This window comes from Vibrio sp. ED004 (assembly GCF_023206395.1).
GTDB lineage: Bacteria > Pseudomonadota > Gammaproteobacteria > Enterobacterales > Vibrionaceae > Vibrio.
This window is the reverse complement of the sequence record NZ_CP066150.1, coordinates 719999-742654: the sequence shown is the minus strand read 5'-3', so window position 1 is coordinate 742654 and position 22656 is coordinate 719999. Positions and strand designations below refer to the sequence as shown.

Here is a 22656-nt window from a genome sequence, read left to right as displayed (position 1 = left end):
TATCAAAGCGTAACTAGCAGCGATAACGTGTTAGCCGACGAATTACTTAAACGAAGCCCCATGTGGCTTCGTTTTGTTCTTTGATACACAGATAAAACAGAGGTATTGAGATGATTACTCCTATCGTAACGAGATTAACCCGAGGCCAAGACCTAAAGCTTGAGATCCAGAGGCTAGTGGCAGCGCACAATATCTCGGCAGGCTCTATCGCATCTTGTGTCGGGTGTGTTTCTCAACTCAATATTCGCTTAGCTAATGCCAACAATACCAAGCTAGTTCAAGCTCCGTTCGAAATCGTATCTGTGATGGCAACGCTAACGCCTAACCACCAGCACGTTCATATATCCGTTGCTGATGAGAATGGCTACGTGATTGGCGGGCACCTGTTGGAGGGAACGATTATCGCGACCACCGCTGAATTGATTGTTCACCGTTACGATACCTTGACCTTCAACAGAGAGCATGATGATTCGACGGGTTACACTGAGCTCACTATCAGCAGTAACATGCAATAGCTTCACTGATAGCACTACCAAACGCCTCATATAAAGCGATACCACCCAATAGCAATTAGGAAACACGATGGCTCCAAACTCCGCAGACTCCGTTATCGTTCTCGATTTCGAAACCACAGGCTTATCACCCAATATGGGCGATCGAGCGATTGAAATCGGTGCGGTGAAACTCGTTAACGGCGAAGTCGTCGACACCTTCCAACAACTGATGAACCCAGGATTTCGCGTTAGTGGATTCATTGAAAGCTACACCGGCATTACTAACCGTATGCTGAGCACTGCGGCCAGTTGCAGTGAAGTGATGGATGAGTTTGCAGACTTCATTCAAGACAGCCAACTTGTCGCTCACAATGCTTCATTTGATAAGCGCTTTCTTGATGCAGAATTAGATAATATTGGTCGTGATTACAATGGACAATTTGCCTGCTCAATGCTAATTGCTCGTCGTCTAATCCAAGATGCACCGACTCATAAGCTAGGCGACCTTGTGCGTTTCAAGAATATCGACAACGATGGCACTTTCCACAGAGCGTTAGCCGATTCAGAAATGACAGCACGCTTATGGTTGTTAATGATTGATGAACTGCAAAGCGACCACGGCATTCAACAGCCAAGCTTTCAACTGATGCAAAAAATATCGAAGACAGCGAAAGGCTCTATTCCAAAGCTGTTGATGAGTAACCGAGGTTAAAACCCTTACCATACGATGATGTTTGAAAGGCTGATGGGTTTAACACGATCAGCCTTTTTAGTTATTAACGAAGCTTACTCGAGCCCTACTCCTGCAGTGTCACCAGCGTTGATTTGAGACTCTCTAATTCATTCATGAAATAAGACCATTGCTTATCACTACTGATTGCGGCGATATCCACCAAGAATTTGGCTGATGTCTGCATATTCTTATTAAGCTTAGATTCCAATTCGTCTGGATAATAAGCTTCGTTATTCAGAAGCAAGTTCATAATAATTGGCTGAGCGATATGTAGGTCGCTCTTCTTTTCCATCAGTGTTGTGAGATCTTGATAGGTGTTATTTTGATATTGACGCCAGTTATCGTTGGTATTTACCCACTCTAGAGACCAAGTGTAAATAATCTGCTTTTGTTCTTTCGAGACCGATCCTAGCCATCGCTCTAGTCTCTCTTCTATTCGATTTCGATATCGCTCTCTGGAATCTTCGTCATTCAACGACAATCTTTCTTCGTAATAGTCTTGCTGCTTTTCTCTAAAGTTTTTTAAGAACTCGCTATCTTGCTTAGGGGTAAGTTGCATACTTAACGCGTAAACATCAGGTGCAAACTCATTAACGATCGCGCGAATATGATTTTTAATTTGCTCACTTTGGTCGACGATAAACGCAGAGTTCATATCAGGACGAGTAATACTTTGAATCGCTTCTAATTGCGAAATGTACAATGGGAGTTGAGTTTCTTTATGCCAAGCTTGCAATGAGTCTAGGCGGGCTTCTAGTTCAGACTCTTGGTTATTGGATAACGAAACAAAGTCTTCGATATAGCTGACCGCAAACCAACTGATATTGTTATAGGCGAATTTCGTTCCACACCCAGCAAATAGAAAGCACAGCAATAACATTAACCAACGGCATCTTCTCATTACACCCTCTCACAACCCTTTACTGATCTGCGAACCTGTAGACAGCTTTATCAGTTTCACTCTTGATCTTATAACATTAGCTATAAAAGCAGCTGATCGTAAAAACTTTCAGATAAATTGAGACTTCACCTTGCTAAACCGTCTATTTAGGCAAATGATTAAACTAAAAATAATTAACGGCAGTGATATAACTTGATTTTTATTACTCATTTGACGTAATACGCCCCCTATAAAAGAAAACGGGTTAGCGTATTTTCAAATGATTGATATTTGGGAGGCAAGCTATGGCCGCTATTCCTGAGCACCCGAGCGATTTAGAATATGAGCTTTGTTATTTTGACGATGGTTCAATAACCACAATCACGATATTCGTTCACAATCGACAGGAAGCGATGAATTGGTATGTTAGCGAAGGAAAACATATCAACGATCTTTATTCGATAAGACCCGATGAATAATGCTTTGATCTAGAGGACTAGGTCGATAAACCTAAGAGAAGAAACTTGAGTGGCATTTTGTGGAACACCCTTTACTGCAATGTCATGAATTAGCAATGTCGTTAATTAGACATATCGCAGTAAAGGGCTTCAGTCTCGAATTACTTCAGGATTCGGGCGCGGAATTGACGACCCTTCATTTTACCTGATTCGATCTTGTTCAGTGCTTTCTTAGCGACAGAGCGTTCTACAGCAACGTACGCGCGCATTGCGAACAAGTTGATCTTACCTACTGATTTACCATCAATACCACCTTGACCAGTCAATGCACCAAGAATATCGCCTGCACGAAGCTTAGCTTTCTTACCACCATCAATCTGAATGGTTACCATGTTTGAGTAGTACGGCTTAGCAATAGGTTTTGCTGGAAGCTCAGATGGCTCAATCGGCATATCCATGTACTCATCAATTTGAGCAACACGGTACACCTCTTTCTCGCTAAAGAAGCTGATAGCGACGCCTTTGCTTCCTGCACGGCCAGTACGACCAATACGGTGTACGTGAACTTCAGGGTCGCGAGACAATTCAAAGTTGAATACAGCGTCTAGGTTATCAACATCAAGGCCACGGGCCGCAACGTCTGTCGCGACTAGAATCGAGATCGTTTTGTTTGAGAACTGAACCAAAGCTTGGTCACGTTCACGCTGCTCCATGTCGCCATGAAGTTCGATAACGCTGAAACCACGGTGGCTTAGCTCATCGTTTACGTTCTGTACTTCTTTCTTCGTGTTACAGAACACAACTGCAGATTCCGGTTGGTGATGAAGTAGCAGCAACTCTAGAGCGTCATCACGAGCTTCAGAACCTTCTAGCTTGTAGAAGTGTTGCTGGATGCTTGAGTGATCGTGCGTTGATTCAACCTTCACCATTTCTGGGTTACGCATAATGCGGTCTGCAACAGATTTGATCTGTTTAGGGAAAGTGGCACTGAATAGCAAAGTTTGGCGCTCTTTTGGCGCCGCTTCAATCACTGCGTCCAAAGCGTCTTGGAAACCCATCTCTAGCATGCGATCCGCTTCATCTAACACAAGTGTGTTCAGCTCAGACAGGTCAATGCGGCCTTTCTCTAGGTGGTCAAGGATACGGCCAGGAGTACCCACAAGAATGTGTGCGCCATGCTCTAGTGAACCAATCTGTGGGCCCATAGGCATACCGCCACATAGTGTCAGCACTTTAATGTTGTGAATACCACGAGCAAGAGTACGGATCTCTTTTGCTACTTGGTCTGCAAGCTCACGAGTCGGACATAACACTAAAGATTGAACACGGAAACGCTTAACGCGTAGGTTCTGCAGCACGCCTAAACCAAAAGCAGCTGTTTTACCTGAACCCGTTTTACCCTGACCGATAACGTCCTTGCCATTTAGGATAGTAGGAAGACTTAACGCTTGGATCGGCGTCATTTCAGTATAACCAAGAGAATCTAACGTATTTAGAAGCTCTGGTTTAAGGGCGATTGAAGAGAATTTTGAAGTGCTCAATGGAAATATCCAACTGGTGAAAAACAGAGTGCATTATGAGTGTTTTTGAAAATTATTCCACCTTAATCACAGTTTTGAAGAAACAAACAACCATAACAAATATTTATCAATTAACAGTGTTAATTAATAATAAAATACGGGATACTATAAAATAGTTAGAAACTCGTAAACTCCTTAGGATTCATCAGTATGAAAAAAACTTCGTGGCACAAAGGCTTCACACTATTAGAGCTGATCGTTGTCATTGTCATACTCGCCGTTATCGCTCTCGTTACGGCACCACGTTTTTTATCTATTGCTGATGACGCTAGAGAAGCGACTAGCCGAGCACTGTTTGACAACTTCCGTGCAGGAGCAGAGATCTATCAAGGAGCTTGTTTAGCGCGAGGCGGAGATGTCACTGAGCTTCAAGGACAAAACACATCAGATTTCAATATTGATGGTATCTATTCTAACTTTTCAGGAAGCTGTTACCCAGTTCGCAATAGCAACGCAGGCGTTCGTAGAGACATTAACAATGCGAGAGGTTGTTACGAGCTATTCCAAGATGTCGTCAACAGTGATCACTTCGAAGATATCAATTTTGGTAATGGTGGTTGGAAAAATGGGGAAACGGTTAAAGAAAGTGAGTTGATAGCTGCTCGTGATGCTGGTTATCAAGTGTATATCCATCAAAGATCGAAATACTTTTCATACTGCCACTACTACAACATTGAAGGTGACTTAAGCAATGCACCTTATCTACTTTACAATGCAGTTGATGGAACTATGGTCTCGGGGACAAAGAACCTATCGAACGGATTTAGTTGGGCTAATGAGCTTCAAGAATACTCGGTAGCGACTCCCCCGCCATACAACGAATAACTGTCTGATAACTCGCTACTCTTCAAAAAATAGACTCACCTCAAAACAAAAAAGCCAGCTTTCTTAGCTGGCTTTTACTTCAATACGAATTGCTTTCTATGGCACACCGTGACCTTTAGATGCTACCCATACGCGGTACCATTGCTCGCGAGTCAGTTCAATTTTCAGTGAATCAACGGCAGTCTTCACACGTTCAATCTTACCTGAACCAATAATCGCAATTGGATTAGACGGTAAACGACGAACCCAGGCGTAAATCACTTGATCAATGCTGTCTGCACCCACTTCTTTGCGAATCGCTTCGAGTTCATCACGAACACGAACCGCTTGTGCTGAATCACCACTGAAGATGCTACCGCCACCAAGGCAAGACCACGCCATTGGGCGAATGCGGTTCATCTGCAGTTGATCTAAAGTACCGTCATGGGCAACTTCGAAGTTCAGTGGGTTAATTTCAACTTGGTTGGTTACTAATGGCTTACCAAGGCGAGATTGAAGCAGTTCGAACTGACGCGGTGAAAAGTTAGAAACACCAAAGTGCTTAACTTTACCGACCTTATGCAGCTCTGCGAACGCTTCAGCTACTTCATCTGCATCCATCAGTACGTCTGGGCGATGAATCAGCAATACGTCGACATCGTTAACACCTAAGCGCTCTAGTGAGTTATTCACTGATTGGTAAATGTGGTGCGCGCTGGTGTCATAGTGATTGATCTTACGATCAGGAGTGTGGTCACCACACAAGTTGATATCGCACTTGGTGACGATTTGAATATCATCACGAAGACTTGGCTCAAGCGCTAATGCTTCACCAAACAACTTTTCACATTGGTAGTTACCGTAAATATCCGCGTGATCAACAGTTGTGATACCAAGATCAATGTGCTGCTTAAGGAAAGTCAGGCGTTGTTGCGGGGTCATACCCCATTCTGCTGTACGCCAGTATCCTTGCACCAACTCAGAAAGTTCTGGGCCTTGTGGCGCTGTCGTTACTCTTGCAACCATGGGTTGTCTCCTTTATCAATACTGAACGTATCCTAAGCTCGTTTTACCGAAGGCTCAACGTATAACAAATGGCAAAAGTAAACGCTTGCCAAAAATGTGAGAGCCACAGAAAAACGAACACTTAAATGAATAATAACTTGCTGTCTACCCGTGAACCGTTATTCCAAAAGGCTTGTTCTCTCTAATGAATTACGAAAGCATCTATAAATTTGAGCAATTAAAAGCGATTTAGTTCAACCGTTAAGTTATCACCATCACTCTGTAACTGAACCCAAGGAGAAGGCGAACTAGCAGACGATGAGTTAGGAACGTCCCATAAACTCACTTGATCGGATGAATGGTGTGGCGCATTAATAAATTCAACGAGCTGCTTATCTACCTCATCAAAACCAACGCCCTCGCGTTTTGCATGTTCAAGTTGAGTGACGACATCGAACCCATCTTCCCCAATACGAATTGAACTGAGAGCAAAGCCATCTTGGCGAAGGTAAGCCTGAAGCTTGGTATAACTTAAGTTTGAATACGGCAAGCTTAAGCGAACCACTTCAATGCTTGATTCACCTAGCTCCAGTTCAACATAAACATCCAGATCGTAATATTTGGTTTGGTCGCTACAAAGCAGAGTGCCTTCTATGTCACCACAATCCATGAGATCGATATCGTTGATATAGTTTTGAGAACTTGGCTGAGCTGAACTCGTATTGAACACAGTTCGCAGCCACCAGCTTTCGGTTGCTTGTGCGGAGAATGCTATGGCATTCAAAACCAGTAGCAAAGGTAAGATTAAGACAGGAAAAGTTCTCATTGATTGTGCTTATTTTGCGCGATAAGAACCGTCCATTATACGCGACCGATCAGTAAACAAACCCCTGAACCACAAATTTCAGGCGAAAAAAAACGGGCATACATGCCCGCTAGATAAATTCTATCGCCGAATAACGTAATCCGTCACGTTGAGAACCATTACGGAACTAACAATACCATTCCGATGACTCACATAAAACACATCATATCAATTATTTATAGCCACCTTCTATTGCTGGCTCTTCAAGCGATAGTCTTACTTTATTACGTTGAATGGCTTCTGGCGGCAAACTGATGAAGCCGTATTGATTCAACACGCTTTGATGCTCTTCCGACAAAGTAAGCCCAACAAAGAACTTCTCTTGCTCAGTAAACCCTTTACGATGCGCTGGAATATTCAGGTACATGTAATAAACCGTGGCTAATGGGTAACGACCAGAGAGGATCGTCTCTTTGTTTAAGTCGTAGTTCACACCTAGATTATCAACCACACTCAGCCATTTCACATCCGAGATTTGATCTGAGTAGACGGTATAACCAATGGCGGCATCCTCGTCTTCAATCTTGTTAATCAAGTCAGGCAGATCCGCTAAGAATTGAGTATGGGCATATTCTCCCTCCGTTCCACACTCGACCCAACTTGAAAAGGTGGTATGCCCCTTAAGGTTATGATCAATGGCGAAGGGCAGCATATGAGTATCTAGGCTTTCACCATTACGGATATCACTGCTTGGTGACCATTTGGGATGTTTAGGGTCATTAGAGCAACCAAACACATCGATAAGTTCAGCGACACTGATGGATGTTGCTGGGTTATTCTCATTCGCTAGAATCGCAATCACGTCAGCGGTAAACATTAGCTCTGTCGGTCTATAGCCGTAGCGCATGTCGAACCTAGCCATCTCTTTGTCAGTCCACTTTTTGGAAGTAATACCAACACGTGAGCGTTGCATGATCATCTGCTCTGGTACGCTGTCACTCAACAAGATCTCTAGGTCGATCTCTTGGCTCTTAAGTAAGTCTTCAACAAGGCCCTGCATATTCGGCTCAATCGCGACCAAGCCCATTTCACTGGCATCATTCGCAAGCGTCGCTGCAGAGAACAACATAGGTACAGCAGCAAGCAGTAAGCCCGATTTATTCGATAGACGTTTCATTACTGGCCTCCTACTGGATCAATCGATGTCTTAGATTCAACATCGCTGTTACTGTCGAGCTGCATCTCTGAAGTGAAGATATTCCAAGATGGGTTCACTTCCATGCTTTCTGTCTTAATCACCGCAATCGTTCTGCGCTTACGCTTGTGAAGATGCTGAGTTAAGCTGGTTATTTGAGTAAACTCTTGTTCGAAGATTCGCTCACCATTGATGCCTCTATCAATCAATGCATCTCGAATCACGCCCGTTCTTTTCTTGGCCAATGCTTTGTTATACACGTTTGTACCTTCAGCACTGGTATCTCCGACCAAGGTAACCGAAGCATCAGGCTGCTCTCCTAGTAAACGCACCAATTCATTTAGTACAGCGGTATGATCAGATTTAAGGTCATACTTATCGAAATCAAATGCCACGCTTAACACTTCAACATCTTCGACGATTTTCCAATTGGCACAGCCTTTAATATCTACCGTCACGCCTTCTGGAGTATCGGCACAAAGATCGCGTTGGTTAATGACTCCGTCACGGTCGTCATCCGCTAGATCATCAATTTGATGGCGAGTCATTGTCGTGTCGGGCGTTTCTGCACAACCCATTAGCAAGATAGAACTAAGTAGCGCTAGTTTAAAATATCTCATTACTTGTTCTCCCCTTGCCACTCTTCTGGGTGTTCAACCCTTAATGCGTAGGTCAACATGCCCATCGCGTTCAGTACGCGGTATGCCGCTAACGTTTGGTCGTATTCTGTGCTGATGAAGTTTCTTCGAGCCAGGAACACTTCCACTTTTGCATCCAACACATCTAATAGGCTTCGTCTGCCTACATTAAATTGTTGGATGTAACCCAGTTCTGCAATTTTGGCCGCATCTACGTTCTGTTGAAGTAGAGACTTTTGTTGTTCAAGCATCTTGTAAGCGTTCCAAGCAAGCTGGGTACCCTCTTTCACTTCACGCTCGGTTCTCACGCGAATTGCTCTTGCCTCTTCGACACGCCACGCTGACGATTCGACACGAGAGTCGGTAGAGAAGCCGTTAAACAGATCATAATCCATGGTCAGCATGATTCTCGCGTCTTCATCAACACCGCCCGGTGGGTTAGACACGTTGTCATTTTTGTTGGCATGAAGTTCCAGTTTTACTTCTGGATAGTAATCGCCTTTCTCTCTACGCATCTCTTTACGAGCTGCGTCGATATCAAGCAAGGAGGCTTTGATTTCTGGGTGATTCTCGACAGCTTGTTCAAGTGCGACCTGTGCTGAGCTTGGTAATAGAGCGTAATCAAAACGGGGATAAACCAAGTTCACAGCAGGCTTGCCCACTAAACGTAGGTACTGAGTTTGCAAATCAAACAGGTTATTCTGAGCAGCTATCAATGAAGATTGCGCCGTCGCAACACGAGCAGAGATTTGAGCCAGATCCGAGTTACTGCTCAAACCTTTGCTCTTCTTGTCTTGGATATCTTGATAGATCTCTTGGTGTTCTTTTACGTTACGTTTAGACAGTTCAAGTAACGTCTCTGCCTTAAGAATATCGAGATAGTTTCTCACCACATCTAACGAGACATTTTCAGCGCGTGAAATCAGGGTTAATCGTTCGGCTTCAGCTTCGAACGTTAGTCGGTCGACATTCGAGGTCGTTTTAAAACCGTCGAATAGTAACTGAGAAACCTTAACGCCAACTTCTGTTCGCGTTAGCCCACGGTCATCAGTGTCGAGTTTACTACCGCTGTTATAGCGCGTCTCTTCATAACCTGCTGCCGCGTACAAATTGACTTGTGGCATATACAAACCACTTGCAGCATCTCCGTCTCTGACAACCGATTGGTATCGGGAGTACTGCGCCAATATCTCTGGGCTATAGTCTATGGCAAAGGCCACGGACTCTTCTAATGAGGCTGCTTGAGACAGTCCACTCATCAGTAAGCAAGAAGAGAGTAAGAATTTTGAATGCATTACACTTCCTTTTATATTTATGCTTTAACCCACTTCATCGTTCGCGAAGTGAGTTTTCCTTAGCTCGTAAAATAGGTTTTAACCAATAACTCAATACTGTTTTTTCGCCGGTCAAGATATCAACCGCGACTTGCATCCCTGGGATAATGCTAAAGGCAGAGTTTTGTTGCTGGTCTTCGTTTAACTGAATATGGGCACGGTAATAGGCGTTGCCATCTTCCGTTTGCAAGGCGTCAGCACTGACATAAGTCACCTCGCCTTTAAGCCCGCCATATATGACAAAATCATAAGCCGTGAATTTAATCGTGGCGCCCAAACCTTTATGTACGAAGGCGATATCCTGTGGCGATATTCTGGCTTCCACAATCAACTGACTGTTCGACGGAATCAGCTCAATAATCGGCTCACCCGGCCTTACTACACCGCCAATAGTACGTACAAATATCTCTTTCACCGTGCCATCGACAGGCGCTAAGATTTCAGTTCGTTTCAACTGGTCGGCAATCGCCTGTTGGCTTTCGTTCAATTGCGCGATTTTACTGGTCACTTCATTCAATTGACCTTGTACCTTGGCACGAAAATCGAGTGCGATACTGCGATGATCCGCTATCGATTCTGAGTAGGCGGCTATCTGTTTTTGAGCCGCTACTTTTGAACTGGCAATATCACCTTTAAGCTTCACCACATCACGATTAAGCTTCAGCAGTTCAACCTCAGCAACTGCGCCGCTCGCGACCACGTCTTTGAGCATGTTGCGCTCACGAATAACGATATCGAGACTACTTTCTAAGGTCTGGATATTATTCAGCGTATCAACACGCGCTTGGTCTTGTTGCTCAATACGAAGTGCCGCCTCTTCGAGTTCCGATTTCAACTGACCTAAACGCTCTCGGTAGTTCGCTTTTGCGTTCATTAACGCGGGGTGGCTTGATACATCAACAGTAATATCTTGTGGCACCAAGACCACTCGCTCATACCACTCTTTCGCATCGTTGTTTAAAACAACCGTCGACAGTTCAGCCTTTAATCTTAATTGTTGAGCAAGTAAGGTATCCGCTTGTTGGGCCGACTCTAAAAACGCGGCTTTAAAACGCGTGTCTTCCAGCTTAGCCAGAGGCTGTCCTTTCACCACTGATTGGCCTTGTCGCACCATGATTTCTTGGACAAGACCGCCTTCTAAACTCTGAATGGTTTGAACTGAAAGGCTCGGCACAACTTTGCCTTCACCGATCACCACTTCTTCTAATGTTGCCCATGTCGCCCAACCGATGATAGACACAATCAATAGCGCACTTAACCAGATCAGCTTGCGAGAGCGGAACGCCAAGTGATTGTTGGTCCACTGAATATCATTACTCATGACGACCTCCCTTCACCACTGAAACCGTCTTAAAGCGACTTGTTCCTTTCGGAGCGCTTTTCTTCTGTAGAGAGAGGATATCTTTTGGCTCACCCTCAGCCACGATCTGACCTTTATCCAACACAATCACTCGGTCACACATCATCAAGAACGAAGATTTGTGCGAACTGATCAGCATGGACGTTTCTCTCGGCATACTCTGTAGTGCATTGAAGAACTGTATCTCAGCTTGATTATCAAGTGCGCTGGTCGGCTCATCCATGATCAATAGTTTTGGACAACGATAAAGCGCCCTTGCGATAGCCACAGCTTGGCGTTGGCCTCCTGAAAGCAATCGGCCACCTTCACCAACTGGCGTTTCTAAGCCATTGCTTAAGCGCCCCATATAGCCATTCAAACCCGACTGTTGTAGCGCTTGTCTTAGCTTCTCTTCATCAACATTAGTCGCTCCAAGCGTAACGTTGTCGTAAACACTGCCGAAGATAAGGTTGGTGGTTTGTCCTACCCAGCCCATGCCACTGCGTAGCACACTGGTTGGCCATAATTGCCCATCGATTTCTTGATAGAAAGCTTGGCCTGTTGTGGGTAAATACTGACGAGCAACAATCGATAGTAGGGTTGTTTTTCCCGCGCCAGCCGCGCCCACAAGGCCAACTCGTTCACCCGGTTTTATCTCAAGAGAGATTTCCTTTAGCGCTGGGCTTTGAGTCTCTGGATAAGTAAACGTGACTTCATCCAACCTAACCCCGCCATCAAAGTCCCCCTTATCGATCACTTGGTGTTTAGACTCTTCTTGAGGTAGCTCCATGATTTGATTCAGGCCTTCGACGGCCGACCGTGTTTGTTGGAATCTCAGCATTAAAAGAGAAAGTTGGTTCACCGAGCTTGCAGCGCGTCCACTCAACATCACCACAGCTATCAAGCCCCCCATGCTCAATAAGCCTTCAGAGATCTGATAAACGCCGAAGATGATCAGCGTGATGGTAACAATCTGCTGACTCGACTGGATGGAATGCGTCACGATATTCGAATAGTGGCGAGATTGAGTCTGCCATTGAGAGAGCGATGAAATAGTCTGCTCCCAACGCTTTTGAGTAATACCTTCCGCGTTGTTTTGCTTGATGTCCGGAAGCGTTGTTAAACAATCAAACAGCTGCGCTTGTCTTTGTGTTGATAACCGTGCGGTTTCGTCGAATGTTTTCTCGACTTTGCCTTTCATCGCTATGCTCAACACAATCAACACCAACATGATTGCAACTGGGATGAACATCATCGCACCACCAAGCCAACCGATAAGGAAAAGGAACAACAAGGTGAATGGTAAGTCGACTAACGTGACCAAAGATATGGAAGTGAAGAAATCTTTAACGCTGTCGAAATCTTGAAGTTGTCTGGCAAATGCACCTACCGATTGAGGTCGATTTTCCAACTTCATACCGAGTACTTTAGAGAACAGTTGAGAAGACAACTTGTTATCAATATAGCGCCCAGCCATGTCAGTCACAGAGCTTCGTGAACTTCTCAAAACCCAATCAAAAATAACGACAATACCAACGCCTGCCGCCAACACCCACAAGGTATTAAACGCTTGGTTTGGCACCACGCGGTCGTACACGTTCATGGTAAACAGAGGTACAACTAACGCGAGTAAATTGATCAAGAATGAAGCGATAAACAGGTCTCGATACCAAGGCTTCACTTCTTTGACGACACGCCATAACCAACGAGTATTGGATTTACTGTCACTACGTTCATGGGATTGAACACGGGCATCATCAAGCGCTTGAGCACCCACTTGCCACACATACGGTTCCACTTGAGTAACCAAGTCTTTTAAGAGGGTTTGTTGGCTTGAATTGGTTTCGCAATCCAATACATGAAAGTCGCCACCGGAACTTTGGGTTACGACAAGAGGAGTCCCTGTCGCAGAATTAATGGCAACAACAGGGAACTGACATTGAGTCAGTAATTCTTTCTTAACGTGGCTCAGCGTTAACCCCGACTTCTCAATCGCTCTTGGAAAAAGGGATTCATTGAGCCGGCCTTCATCTAAAGGTAGGCCAGACACTATTTTGGAAGGGTGGCTGCGAACATTAAAATGCTCACACAGCCACTCAACACAATCTAGCCAGCTGTCTTTTTGTTCTACCAATCTAAACTTCCTTTTATAGACTGTACATCTAACTTACAGCGTTAAATTATTGTCTTCTATCATTTTTTGCAAAATTTGTGCTTCTAATGCACTGCTGCTGTTACCTTGATACAGATCGTCGTACGTGACATCGGCAAGTAAGATGTTTTGTTGAACGTCTTCATCGCCATTCGGTTTGATTGAAATGGTCACGCCTTCTCCAGATTCTTCTAGATCTAGGTATTGTGTTGCCCCTACTCCGGTATTCAGTCCAAGGCTGCCTAGAATACCTGATAGGTCAATTGCATCCGTATTTGGAGACGCATCAAAATCTTGAACCACATCGTAGCTTGGGGCCTCTGCACTCCCTAAACCAGACGATTCAAATACAAAGCTATCCGAGCCTGTGCCACCAATCAGCAGATCGTTATCCTCTGTTGCGGTAATCGTAGAGTCTCCTTCAGCGACAAATTCAACCAATACTGTTTGAGGCAAACCTACCGCTTGGTTGTTGCCTATCTCTGCCGACGGCTCAATCGTTAGCTCAAATTGATCACCACTGTTGTAGCCCCCTGTTATCGCTAGGTTAGGCACATCTGCCAGGTCAACCACGTACTGTCCGCCGACCATCGAACCATGTGAGAAGGTCAAACCTGCAGGTATGTCATAGATGGTGATAAAACCCTCTTCTGAATCCGCTGGGTTAACCAAAGATAGATCTAAGCCTAGAGGAATCGTGTCACTCGCTTCCGCGACTATCGATGGGTATTCAACGCTCAGTAACGGAGCATCAGGTTCTGGTGTGATAATAAGCGTCATGTCTTGCGAGCTTGGGTCACCCGTGTCGACCACTAACTCACCAAGTACAGTGTTTTGGTCGACCGTTCGGCCTGTAATCGTAATATCGAGATTGCCAAACGCATCGCCTGCAAAGAACTCGAGCTCATCGACAGAGCTTGCTTTCACCAATGTCGCCTGTATGATGCCACCAACATTGGTGAAAGAACTGGTTTCAGAGCCAATTCGAATTCGGTCTAGCCCAACTAACCCTGATGGGTCCGAAGTCCCATTTACCGTTACCGTAATTGACAAGAATTCATCACTATTCGTCTCAAAGCTATTCGCATCAAGCGGAATAACAATGCCTTCATCTTCACTGCCCGTCAGTTGTTCAGGTAAATCAAAGAACTCAACCTTGTCACCAATAGGGTTCACACCAACCGAAAATTCAGATTCGGTATAACGAATTTCTGTGGTGCCGATTTCTTGGGTAATCGCCTCAAGAACAAGATTCATGTCACCACTGAAATCCCGTGGCGGCATGATAACGAGATCGGCGAGCTGGCTCGGATCCAGCTGCCACTCATAAGTTGGATTACCATCAAAGGTACCGCCATCGACGCCATTATTCGGTACCAATTCGTAACCATCGCCCACTTTTATCGCGACAATTGCGCCTTCAGGTACACCTTTCAATGCCAAAGACATATTTTCAGAGCCGTCTTGGTCAATCAGCTCTGCGCTAAGTGAAGACAATGAAATATAGTTGTCTTCATCACCGACAATGTCTTGTGTTACCAAGTTTGCCGCGTCAGCGACAGGTTCAACGGTGATCGTCACTACGGCCGTTTTATCTTGTGTATCCGTTTCAGTCACGCAATCCGCTTTATCGGTAATATTGGCCGTTACCGTCAAAGTAATTTCACCGCTGTAGTGTTCTGGTGGTGTCACCAACACATCACTCAATCGGCTCGGATCGGTTACCGTCCAGGTACCATTGCCGTTATCAACCAACAAGCCAGTATCAGCAGGGCTTTCCGACAGTGTCACACCATTTGATACTGTGATGGTCAGAGAGTTAACGGTCTCTTTACCAGTAGCGCTGTTGCCTTCACCCGTGATTAACTGTCCTTCCTCAACGCTATCTCCAAGAACAAGCTCAAGATTAAGATCCGTAGTGATGTCTTCTTGGATTGTTGTCGAATCCGTTGCAACCGTAATGTCATCGACAACAGGCAGCACTTGAATGCTGATCGTTTGATTTGTCGTGACTGTGTCACCATTACACGGTGAGGTTTCGACCGTCTCTATAGTAAAATCAATGCACCCTGCAAAGTCTTCATCTAACCCAGTTAGCGTTAACTTCGATAGACCATCAGCCGTAATCGAATAACCGACGACTTCGCCAGCTGCATCATATTCTGCAATAACACCATCACCTGAAATCTCAACGCCTTCAGGCAGAGAATCGGCCGGAATATAGAAAGAGATGGTGTTGTCTGGGTCACTAGCAACATCAGTATTTAATAAACCCGTTAGATCGATATCTTCACCTTCTGGCATTTTAATATCACCATCTGGTTGGATTGGACTTGGTGGACCAACTGGGTCACAAGAACCGCCCCCGCCGTCATGACCTGTAATCTGAATTTGGAATGAGGTATCAATATATTTCGAATCTTCACCATCAATAACCCGAGCACGAACCACAATATCTAACACAGGGGTGTCACTTGGGCTGGAGATCGTCATTCCGCTCAGGATTTCTTGCGCCAACTCTTGGATAGAATCACTCGTTAGGCCGTTCGCCGAGATAATCCAGTTTCCTGAAATATCTTGAGCGGCTCCGTTAGGGTGGTCGATAATCAAAGAATAACCATCAGGTACATCGATCAAGATATAATCTAAGTACTCAGAGCCATCCATATCTGCGTCAACAAAAGTAACCGCATCTGACACGTTGACCGGAGAACCGTCATCACTGGTGTATAACTGCCCCGAACTTTCTAAACGTGTATCTAACTCGACCCTCGCATCAACGGTAACACTAATGGATCCCGAGATATCTTCTACGTCAGTCGCGCCCGTTGGCGATGTATCAGTAACTTCATAAGTAATTGGGATTGAGAACGTGCCGCTCAAATCTTCCGTTGCCGTTACCGACAATCTGCCGCTGTTTAAAAGCTCCGATAATGTTGGCGTCGTGCTATCCAATAGGGTTTCTAAATCCAAACCTGAAGCAGGAACGGCAATCACACTGCTATCGAAATAGAGAGTCAGATCAGCAGGAAGGCTATCAATCACATACCCAGTTAAAGACTCGCTGCCATCGACATCTTGATTCACAGATGGCTCAAGGTTCAATCCAATTTGGCTGTCTTCAATACCTTGCGTGCTCACCGTTTGGCCATCTTCTTGATCGACAACAGGTGCTAACTCCACCTTTAAGGTCATCGGGAATTCGCCCGAATCACCATCGGGTTCAGTTGAGATAGCGATAACGGTAAGTTCCAGTTCGCCACTGAAATCAGCAACTGGCTTGAGATACAAATCATTCAATTGTGCATTAGAGACTTGGAATACTGCGCCAGTAACATCATCGATATAAGCAATCGTCAGCGACACTGGTTCACCTAATGCATCCACCAGCAAAGTGCCTTCAGGGATGTTGGTCAGAAGTATGTTGATCTCTTCTGAAACATCGTCATCTGAGGTTTGAACAACAAAGTCGAGTCGAATCAAACCATCTTCATTGAGAACAGATTGATTGCTGATGACTTTGGTATCGCTATCATACTCCCAGTGTGCATTACCTCCGTCCACGACAACAGGCTCATCCACCACACCTTTGAGGAAAATATTAATGGTTTTAGTGTCGCTAAGCGCAGTCACATTAACAGGGGCTAATGAGTCAATGGTCGATTCATAAGAAACGGCAGTCACGTTAATGAATAGGTCTTCTGTAAAAGAGCTGATGTCTTCTTTTGGTATTAAATAAGCGGTGCCGTTCTCTATCGCTTCAGCAGAAACGAGATAAGTATTAGGACCAATTAGGTCAAACAATCCACCTTGAATCGCCCAGCCGTCTTGTACTTCAATTTGATAACTCAACGATTCAGAACCATCGGTATCAGTCAACGCACCATTGATTACGTTCTTTAAGAAGATGTTTTCATCTTCAAGACCTTTGTAATCTTTGACAGATAGAGTTGGTTTATCCGCATCAGGAGAGATCTCTACGATGACAGTATGAACATTATCAGCCGTTTTATCGGCAGGATCAGCGAAGGAGTTTCCGGATTCAGTGGCAATTGCAGTAATTTCAAATTCAAATCGACCCGCTAAGTTTTCATCGGCTCTGATTTCCATTTTGTCGATTTGATTCTGAGTGTACTCCTTACCTTCTTTAACGGCATTTCCGTTCAAGGTGATATTCAGACCATCTGGAATTCCACTTATCGTATAAGTCAATGTTTCCGACGAATCTTGGTCAACGAGTTGAGCGGTAATATCGAGCTTGATAGGGTCGGCGTCATCTTCCACAGATTGATAAGTAAAGACCGAATCAGACCAATCCGGTGCATCAGCCACGGGTAAGACGGAAACAGCAATATCAGCGGTAAGCTCTTTTGGTACCGTGTCGGTACTAATGATGGCATTGATTGCCAAAATAACCGTCGACGTAGTATTCGATTCATGAAGCGCAGGGCGATAGGTTAACTGCCCGTTCGGCCCCGTAAACTGACTATCAATCATCGTCAGCTGGCTTCCAGATAGGGTAACCTTGCCGTCGACAACTTGAAGCAATACCCCATCAAGATACAAGCTACCACCGTTTAACGATGTTTCTGAGAACTCGATAGCCGTAACGGTTTCGCTTTGGTCTATATCTCCTGTTGAGACACTGACGACAATAATCGCGTCGTTATCTTCTGTGGTTTCAGAATCTTCATAACGAATAAAGCCTTCGTTATCGTCCAACAAAAGCTCAGCGTTACTAATAACTTCATCGCCATCGGCATCTCGCACCAAATAGTCAATGTCATCGACGATTTTGGGATCGGCAGGGTCAGTCGTTACATTCGGGTTCGTCGTTAGCTGGTAGCTACCATCAGGTGAAAGCGTAAACTGACCGTAAATTGACCCATTGTCATAATCATTAATCAGGTCGATCGTGATTGGCGTGCCTGCATTATCAAACGTATAAGTGACATTACGATAAGTGAAGCTAATTATTTCTGCACCATCGGCGCCTGCAAATTCTTCGGTTAAGAATTGCCCAGTAAGGTTATCACCCTCAACTATTTCAATAGAACCATCTCGAGCAGTCGGCACATCATCTTTTACGTTGACGGAATAAGTAGCAGGATCTGAGCTGTCTCCATCCGCATCGTTAACCACTAACTCAAAATTCAGATCTAACTCGTTCTCACCATTATTTCCATATTCGTGATCTAGTGGTGCATAGAGATCAAACTCAGTGGTCCCATCATTATTAAAGCGAATTCTAAATACGTTATTGCCATCAGTATCTTGGCCGTAATACCAACCATCAGAATCAACAGCTTGAAGGGATATCGCCTTACCGGCACTGGTGTAGCCAAGTGAATCAAAAGCAGCGGTGTTGACCGTGACAGAAACAACATCATCAGAGCCTTCAATAATACCCAAAGAAGGACTGCTATCTTCAACTCCAACTTGCTGACAATCTCCTAGCAAACCATCCTCATCAACTGAGATGCTTCCAGTCACCGAAATTTCAGGATCTTTACCGTCATAGATTTTTATATCAGACTCTTGCGTGTCTCTCGAACCATCGGAATCAATGGTGACGATAGAAGCAGGAATCGTCAGCTCGGTGTCTTTAAAACCAAAGCCATGATCAATGGACTGATACAGCTCAATAACGACATCAACGCTGGTTGAATCATTGGCTTCAAGGCTGAAACTATCTGGTAACTTGATTCTGAAAACAGCATCGCCATTACCAAGAACCGCATCAAAGGTACCATTACCATTATCACGCCAAGTCAGTGCTTCACCATTGCTGGTTACTGCTACACCATCGCTATCAAGAACAGCTTGGCCCGTGGTCACATCCAAACCTAAGAAAACCAGAGGGTCATTCCCTGCGGTAACGGCTAAGCTCACGTTTGCTGTTGACCCAACTCCCGATGGAGTACTATCAGCAACGGGAATTTCACTCAGTTCAACCGTTCCTGAACCAATCGTTGGTTCACCCCCATCAGTCACTGATGCATTCAAGGTTAATTTGGTTTCATCGTTGTCATCATCTCTAGCGGTAACAACGAATGGAAGTTCGTCTGTAATGTTATCTTGGTCGAGCCCCTTAAAGAGTTCAAAGGTATAAGTAACATCAGTATCCGCCTCACCTGAAGGAGAGGTAAAGCTCAGGGTGAATGCTTTATTGTCAGCACTTTCAGAACCAACATAGCCAGTAAGTTCACTTCCATCCGCAGAGACCACATAAATGATCTGTACACCGCCACTAAATAACTGCGGCTGATCTGCAGCATCGAAAAATACGGACTCGACAAAGTCACTCCCGACGTTGAGATTAAACAGACCAGTATCAGAAACACTGCCATTAATAAGATCAGATTCGTCCACAGCAGCATTGCTAGTTGAAGTTAGTACCGGGTCGACCCCATCCTGGATAATCCAATCAAACTGCCCCTGCTCTATAGTAGTACCATCTAAATCTTCCCCATCAATAATAAGTGGTAGGGTAATAGAATCGTTACTGATCAGGTGGTTTATAGGCTGCTCTAGAACTAATGTGACATCTGCTAGAACATTAATACCACTAGCAACCGCACTCAACGTTAGTGTAAATATCGTTTCACCATTTGCTTGTGCGGTAATCGTTTTACCATCATTGGCTAACGTGTAAGTTAGAGGAAATTCCTCATCGCCAGTCGTTAAGCCCAAGGCGTCTAGCTGCACAAGGGTATTGGCATTAAATACAATCGAGGCGGGATCTGGATTGTCTGAACCTGCGGAAACAGTAAACTGACCGACTACAGTTTGGACTCCATCAGATACGTCACCTTCCGTACTGGTCGTTATCCCATCTACCACTAATCCCGCATCACCATCGAAGATATCGATAACCGCAGTGCCATTTCCGAAGTCGTTACTGCTATCGCCAGCGACATAGTTGAAACTGATATTTTGAGCTACCGTGTGATCTAAGTTTCTGTTGGCGACAAACGTCCAGTGTCCATTTGCAAAGACGGTTAAAACACCTTCATCAAGAGTAAATGATACTGGAGCGCTGCCTGATATTGTTTGTGTCGTCCCATCAACTTCAACGCTTCTTATAGTTAGCAGGGTATCAAGATCGATGTCGTTATTAAGTACATTGCCAGATACCACTTCACCTTCAATAACTTCATAAGATTCATCAAAAATGAGTGGGTCCGAATCTTTAATAACAATAGGCAGATGACCAATAACGAGCTCTGTGGTGCCGTCCGCATCCGTTTGTAAACCCTCAATGACCAACGCGGTCTGAATTGAATCTAAACCGGCCTCTTGGTCGATCGCCTTATAAAAGTTGATGTTTACGTTACTACCTGAAATAGCCGCATCAAATACAATTTGGCCATCGCTTCGTGTTCCAACTAGGCTTTGCTTGTCAGCCGATACCGCGACAGTGATCGTTAAGTCTTGAGAGGTTAATGACTCAGCTAGACTTTGATCATCACCAAACGAGAAGTCTGCAAAATCGATGCGAATATCGGATGTTTGTGTTTCATCGCCAAAAATACCGATGACGTTTTCCGAAAACACCACAGACTCTGGAAGAATAATCGTTGGCATGTCATCGATGGCTTCATTGCCGACTGTATTGAAAACTTTTGCGTCAATCGTCCATTCCAAAGACGAATCTAGGGCAGAAATATCAATATTCGCCACCAGCCAGTTACCCGCAGAATCAACAACGCCTTCAAAGACTAGAGTCTGAACCCCGTCGCTTACTTCAATGTAAACTGGCAGCCCTTCTGCAACATTGGTTGTACCCTGCATGGTTGTAAGTTGGCCACTACGAAATGCCAAGATACTAAAACCATCTAACGTATCAATATCAATAACTGGCGAAACGGTATCAATAACAATGACCCCTGCACTATTAACTGCAGTCGCTGGATTACCTGCGATATCAATAGTGTCAGCCTCGACGGTAATACTGCCATCAGCAAAGCTCGTTAGATCGACTCCTTCCACAGACCAAGCACCATTGACTATCGTTGCCGTCAGCACGAGCACGTTGGTGGTGCTGTCTGAAATACGGATATTGACCGTTTGGCCATTCTCAACATTTTGGACGGTACCGAAGAACTTGGCAGACTGAACTTCGAAACTGTTGAGAACACCATCGCCGCCATCATCAACACTTGCTGTAATACTCGCTAACGTATCTTTGATTATGGTGTCAGTCGCTGTGGTTGGGTTTCCAGCGACATCTATGGTGTTAGCAATAACCGTCAGCTCCCCTTCCGCAAAACTTGAGTAGTCTTGAAGGGTGAGAGTCCATGTACCACCTGATACGGTCGTTGTGTATTCTTGCGTGAGGCCTTGGCTATCAGTAATGGAAATGCTTATCGTCTGACCATCTTCAACATTGGCAACGGTGCCGACTAGCGCTCCGTTAGCAATTTCGAACTGGTTATAAAACTCATCACCAAAACCATCAAAATCGACATCGATTGTGGCTAGGGTGTCTTTGATTGTGGAATCGTTAGCAGTAATGCTATTGCCAAAGTCATCGGCGATGATCGCGTCAACCTTAAGGTCACCTTCCGCCAGCGAAGAAAGATCAACACCGTTGACGACATAGGCTTCGTCATTTGTGATTGCGGTCGTGGTGACTGTGTTGCCATTAACATCTGTGATAGTCAGAACAACCGTACGTCCATCTCGAACATCAACGGCGGTCCCCGTAATCGTGACAGCAGGTACTTCGAATTGGTTTTCATAACCGTCACCACCATCCAAAATATCGACGGTTAATATTGCGCTAGGTAACAATACATCGAGTTCGCCATCGTTGGATGTTGTATCTTCTTCAAAATATTCAGTCGGGCGAGTGTCAAAACCAGCTTCCGCTAGCGTTTCGTCTAATGTAGAGCGGACATAAGCAATAAAAGAAGCACTGGAGCTAGGCTGATCGTTGGCAGAGTTCTGTTGCTGAGGCGCGCTTTCGATATTATTGACAAGCTGAGTCACCACCTCTTCCAACTGTTGTTCTACAGCGGCTATTTGCGGCTCAGTAAGAGGTTGAGTTTGGTCCAAATTCTGAGGCTCAATGCTCACAACTTGCACACCTTCAACTTTGGGTTGTGATGCGGGCACTTGAAGCCAAGTACCATCAGCCAGCACCTGCCATACAACGCCACCAACTTCGATATATAAAATAGGATCCATCCTAAACCTCTTCCTTACAAAAACGCTGACATTGAGAACATCAATTT

The 22656-nt window shown here is 44.8% G+C and carries 14 protein-coding genes; 4 read left to right on the top strand and 10 right to left on the bottom strand.

The window, feature by feature from the left end; genetic code table 11:
- The first annotated feature begins 110 nt into the window (after positions 1-110).
- Both ITG10_RS20775 and ITG10_RS20770 read left to right on the top strand, forming a co-directional pair.
- Positions 111-515: a DUF296 domain-containing protein gene (locus ITG10_RS20775; protein ID WP_017630129.1), complete on the top strand. Its 405-nt coding sequence runs from the start codon at positions 111-113 to the stop codon at positions 513-515.
- A 67-nt stretch (positions 516-582) separates the two neighbouring features.
- Complete coding sequence (locus ITG10_RS20770; protein WP_017630128.1) at positions 583-1206, top strand: 3'-5' exonuclease; 624 nt, start codon at positions 583-585, stop codon at positions 1204-1206.
- Positions 1207-1291: 85 nt separating this feature from the next.
- Here the strand turns inward: ITG10_RS20770 and ITG10_RS20765 are convergent, their stop codons facing one another.
- Positions 1292-2128: a DUF6279 family lipoprotein gene (locus ITG10_RS20765; RefSeq protein ID WP_026084169.1), complete on the bottom strand. Its 837-nt coding sequence runs from the start codon at positions 2126-2128 to the stop codon at positions 1292-1294.
- A 284-nt stretch (positions 2129-2412) separates the two neighbouring features.
- On the opposite strand from ITG10_RS20765, the gene ITG10_RS20760 reads away from it, so the two are divergent.
- Positions 2413-2586 (top strand): hypothetical protein, encoded by a 174-nt coding sequence (locus ITG10_RS20760; protein ID WP_017630126.1) that lies wholly within the window; start codon positions 2413-2415, stop codon positions 2584-2586.
- Between the two features lie 140 nt (positions 2587-2726).
- Here the strand turns inward: ITG10_RS20760 and dbpA are convergent, their stop codons facing one another.
- Positions 2727-4106, bottom strand: coding sequence for an ATP-dependent RNA helicase DbpA (gene dbpA, locus ITG10_RS20755; RefSeq protein ID WP_017630125.1), 1380 nt, complete (start codon positions 4104-4106; stop codon positions 2727-2729).
- Between the two features lie 189 nt (positions 4107-4295).
- Here dbpA and ITG10_RS20750 point away from each other — a divergent pair, with 189 nt between their 5' ends.
- Positions 4296-4970, top strand: coding sequence for a prepilin-type N-terminal cleavage/methylation domain-containing protein (locus ITG10_RS20750; RefSeq protein WP_017630124.1), 675 nt, complete (start codon positions 4296-4298; stop codon positions 4968-4970).
- A gap of 96 nt (positions 4971-5066) precedes the next feature.
- Here ITG10_RS20750 and ITG10_RS20745 read toward each other — a convergent pair whose 3' ends face one another.
- The 8 genes from ITG10_RS20745 to ITG10_RS20710 all read right to left on the bottom strand — a co-directional run bounded on the left by ITG10_RS20745 (position 5067) and on the right by ITG10_RS20710 (position 22609).
- Positions 5067-5975, bottom strand: a complete 909-nt coding sequence (locus ITG10_RS20745) for an aldo/keto reductase family oxidoreductase (protein ID WP_017630123.1) — start codon at positions 5973-5975, stop codon at positions 5067-5069.
- 217 nt (positions 5976-6192) lie between these two features.
- Positions 6193-6780, bottom strand: coding sequence for a hypothetical protein (locus ITG10_RS20740; protein WP_017630122.1), 588 nt, complete (start codon positions 6778-6780; stop codon positions 6193-6195).
- Between the two features lie 211 nt (positions 6781-6991).
- Positions 6992-7936, bottom strand: a complete 945-nt coding sequence (locus ITG10_RS20735; protein ID WP_017630121.1) for a substrate-binding domain-containing protein — start codon at positions 7934-7936, stop codon at positions 6992-6994.
- Positions 7936-8574 carry an OmpA family protein gene (locus ITG10_RS20730; protein WP_017630120.1) on the bottom strand — a complete coding sequence of 213 codons (639 nt, stop codon included), beginning with the start codon at positions 8572-8574 and terminating at the stop codon, positions 7936-7938. Before ITG10_RS20730 ends, ITG10_RS20735 begins: the two co-directional genes overlap by 1 nt.
- Positions 8574-9887 (bottom strand): TolC family outer membrane protein, encoded by a 1314-nt coding sequence (locus ITG10_RS20725; protein ID WP_017630119.1) that lies wholly within the window; start codon positions 9885-9887, stop codon positions 8574-8576. Before ITG10_RS20725 ends, ITG10_RS20730 begins: the two co-directional genes overlap by 1 nt.
- 34 nt (positions 9888-9921) lie before the next feature.
- Entirely contained in the window at positions 9922-11247 is a 1326-nt protein-coding gene (locus ITG10_RS20720; protein ID WP_017630118.1) for an HlyD family type I secretion periplasmic adaptor subunit, read from the bottom strand.
- Positions 11240-13399 carry a type I secretion system permease/ATPase gene (locus ITG10_RS20715; RefSeq protein WP_017630117.1) on the bottom strand — a complete coding sequence of 720 codons (2160 nt, stop codon included), beginning with the start codon at positions 13397-13399 and terminating at the stop codon, positions 11240-11242. The genes ITG10_RS20720 and ITG10_RS20715 overlap by 8 nt, the downstream gene beginning before the upstream one ends.
- Before the next feature lie 33 nt (positions 13400-13432).
- Positions 13433-22609 carry an RTX toxin gene (locus tag ITG10_RS20710; RefSeq protein ID WP_017630116.1) on the bottom strand — a complete coding sequence of 3059 codons (9177 nt, stop codon included), beginning with the start codon at positions 22607-22609 and terminating at the stop codon, positions 13433-13435.
- Between the last annotated feature and the right edge of the window lie 47 nt (positions 22610-22656).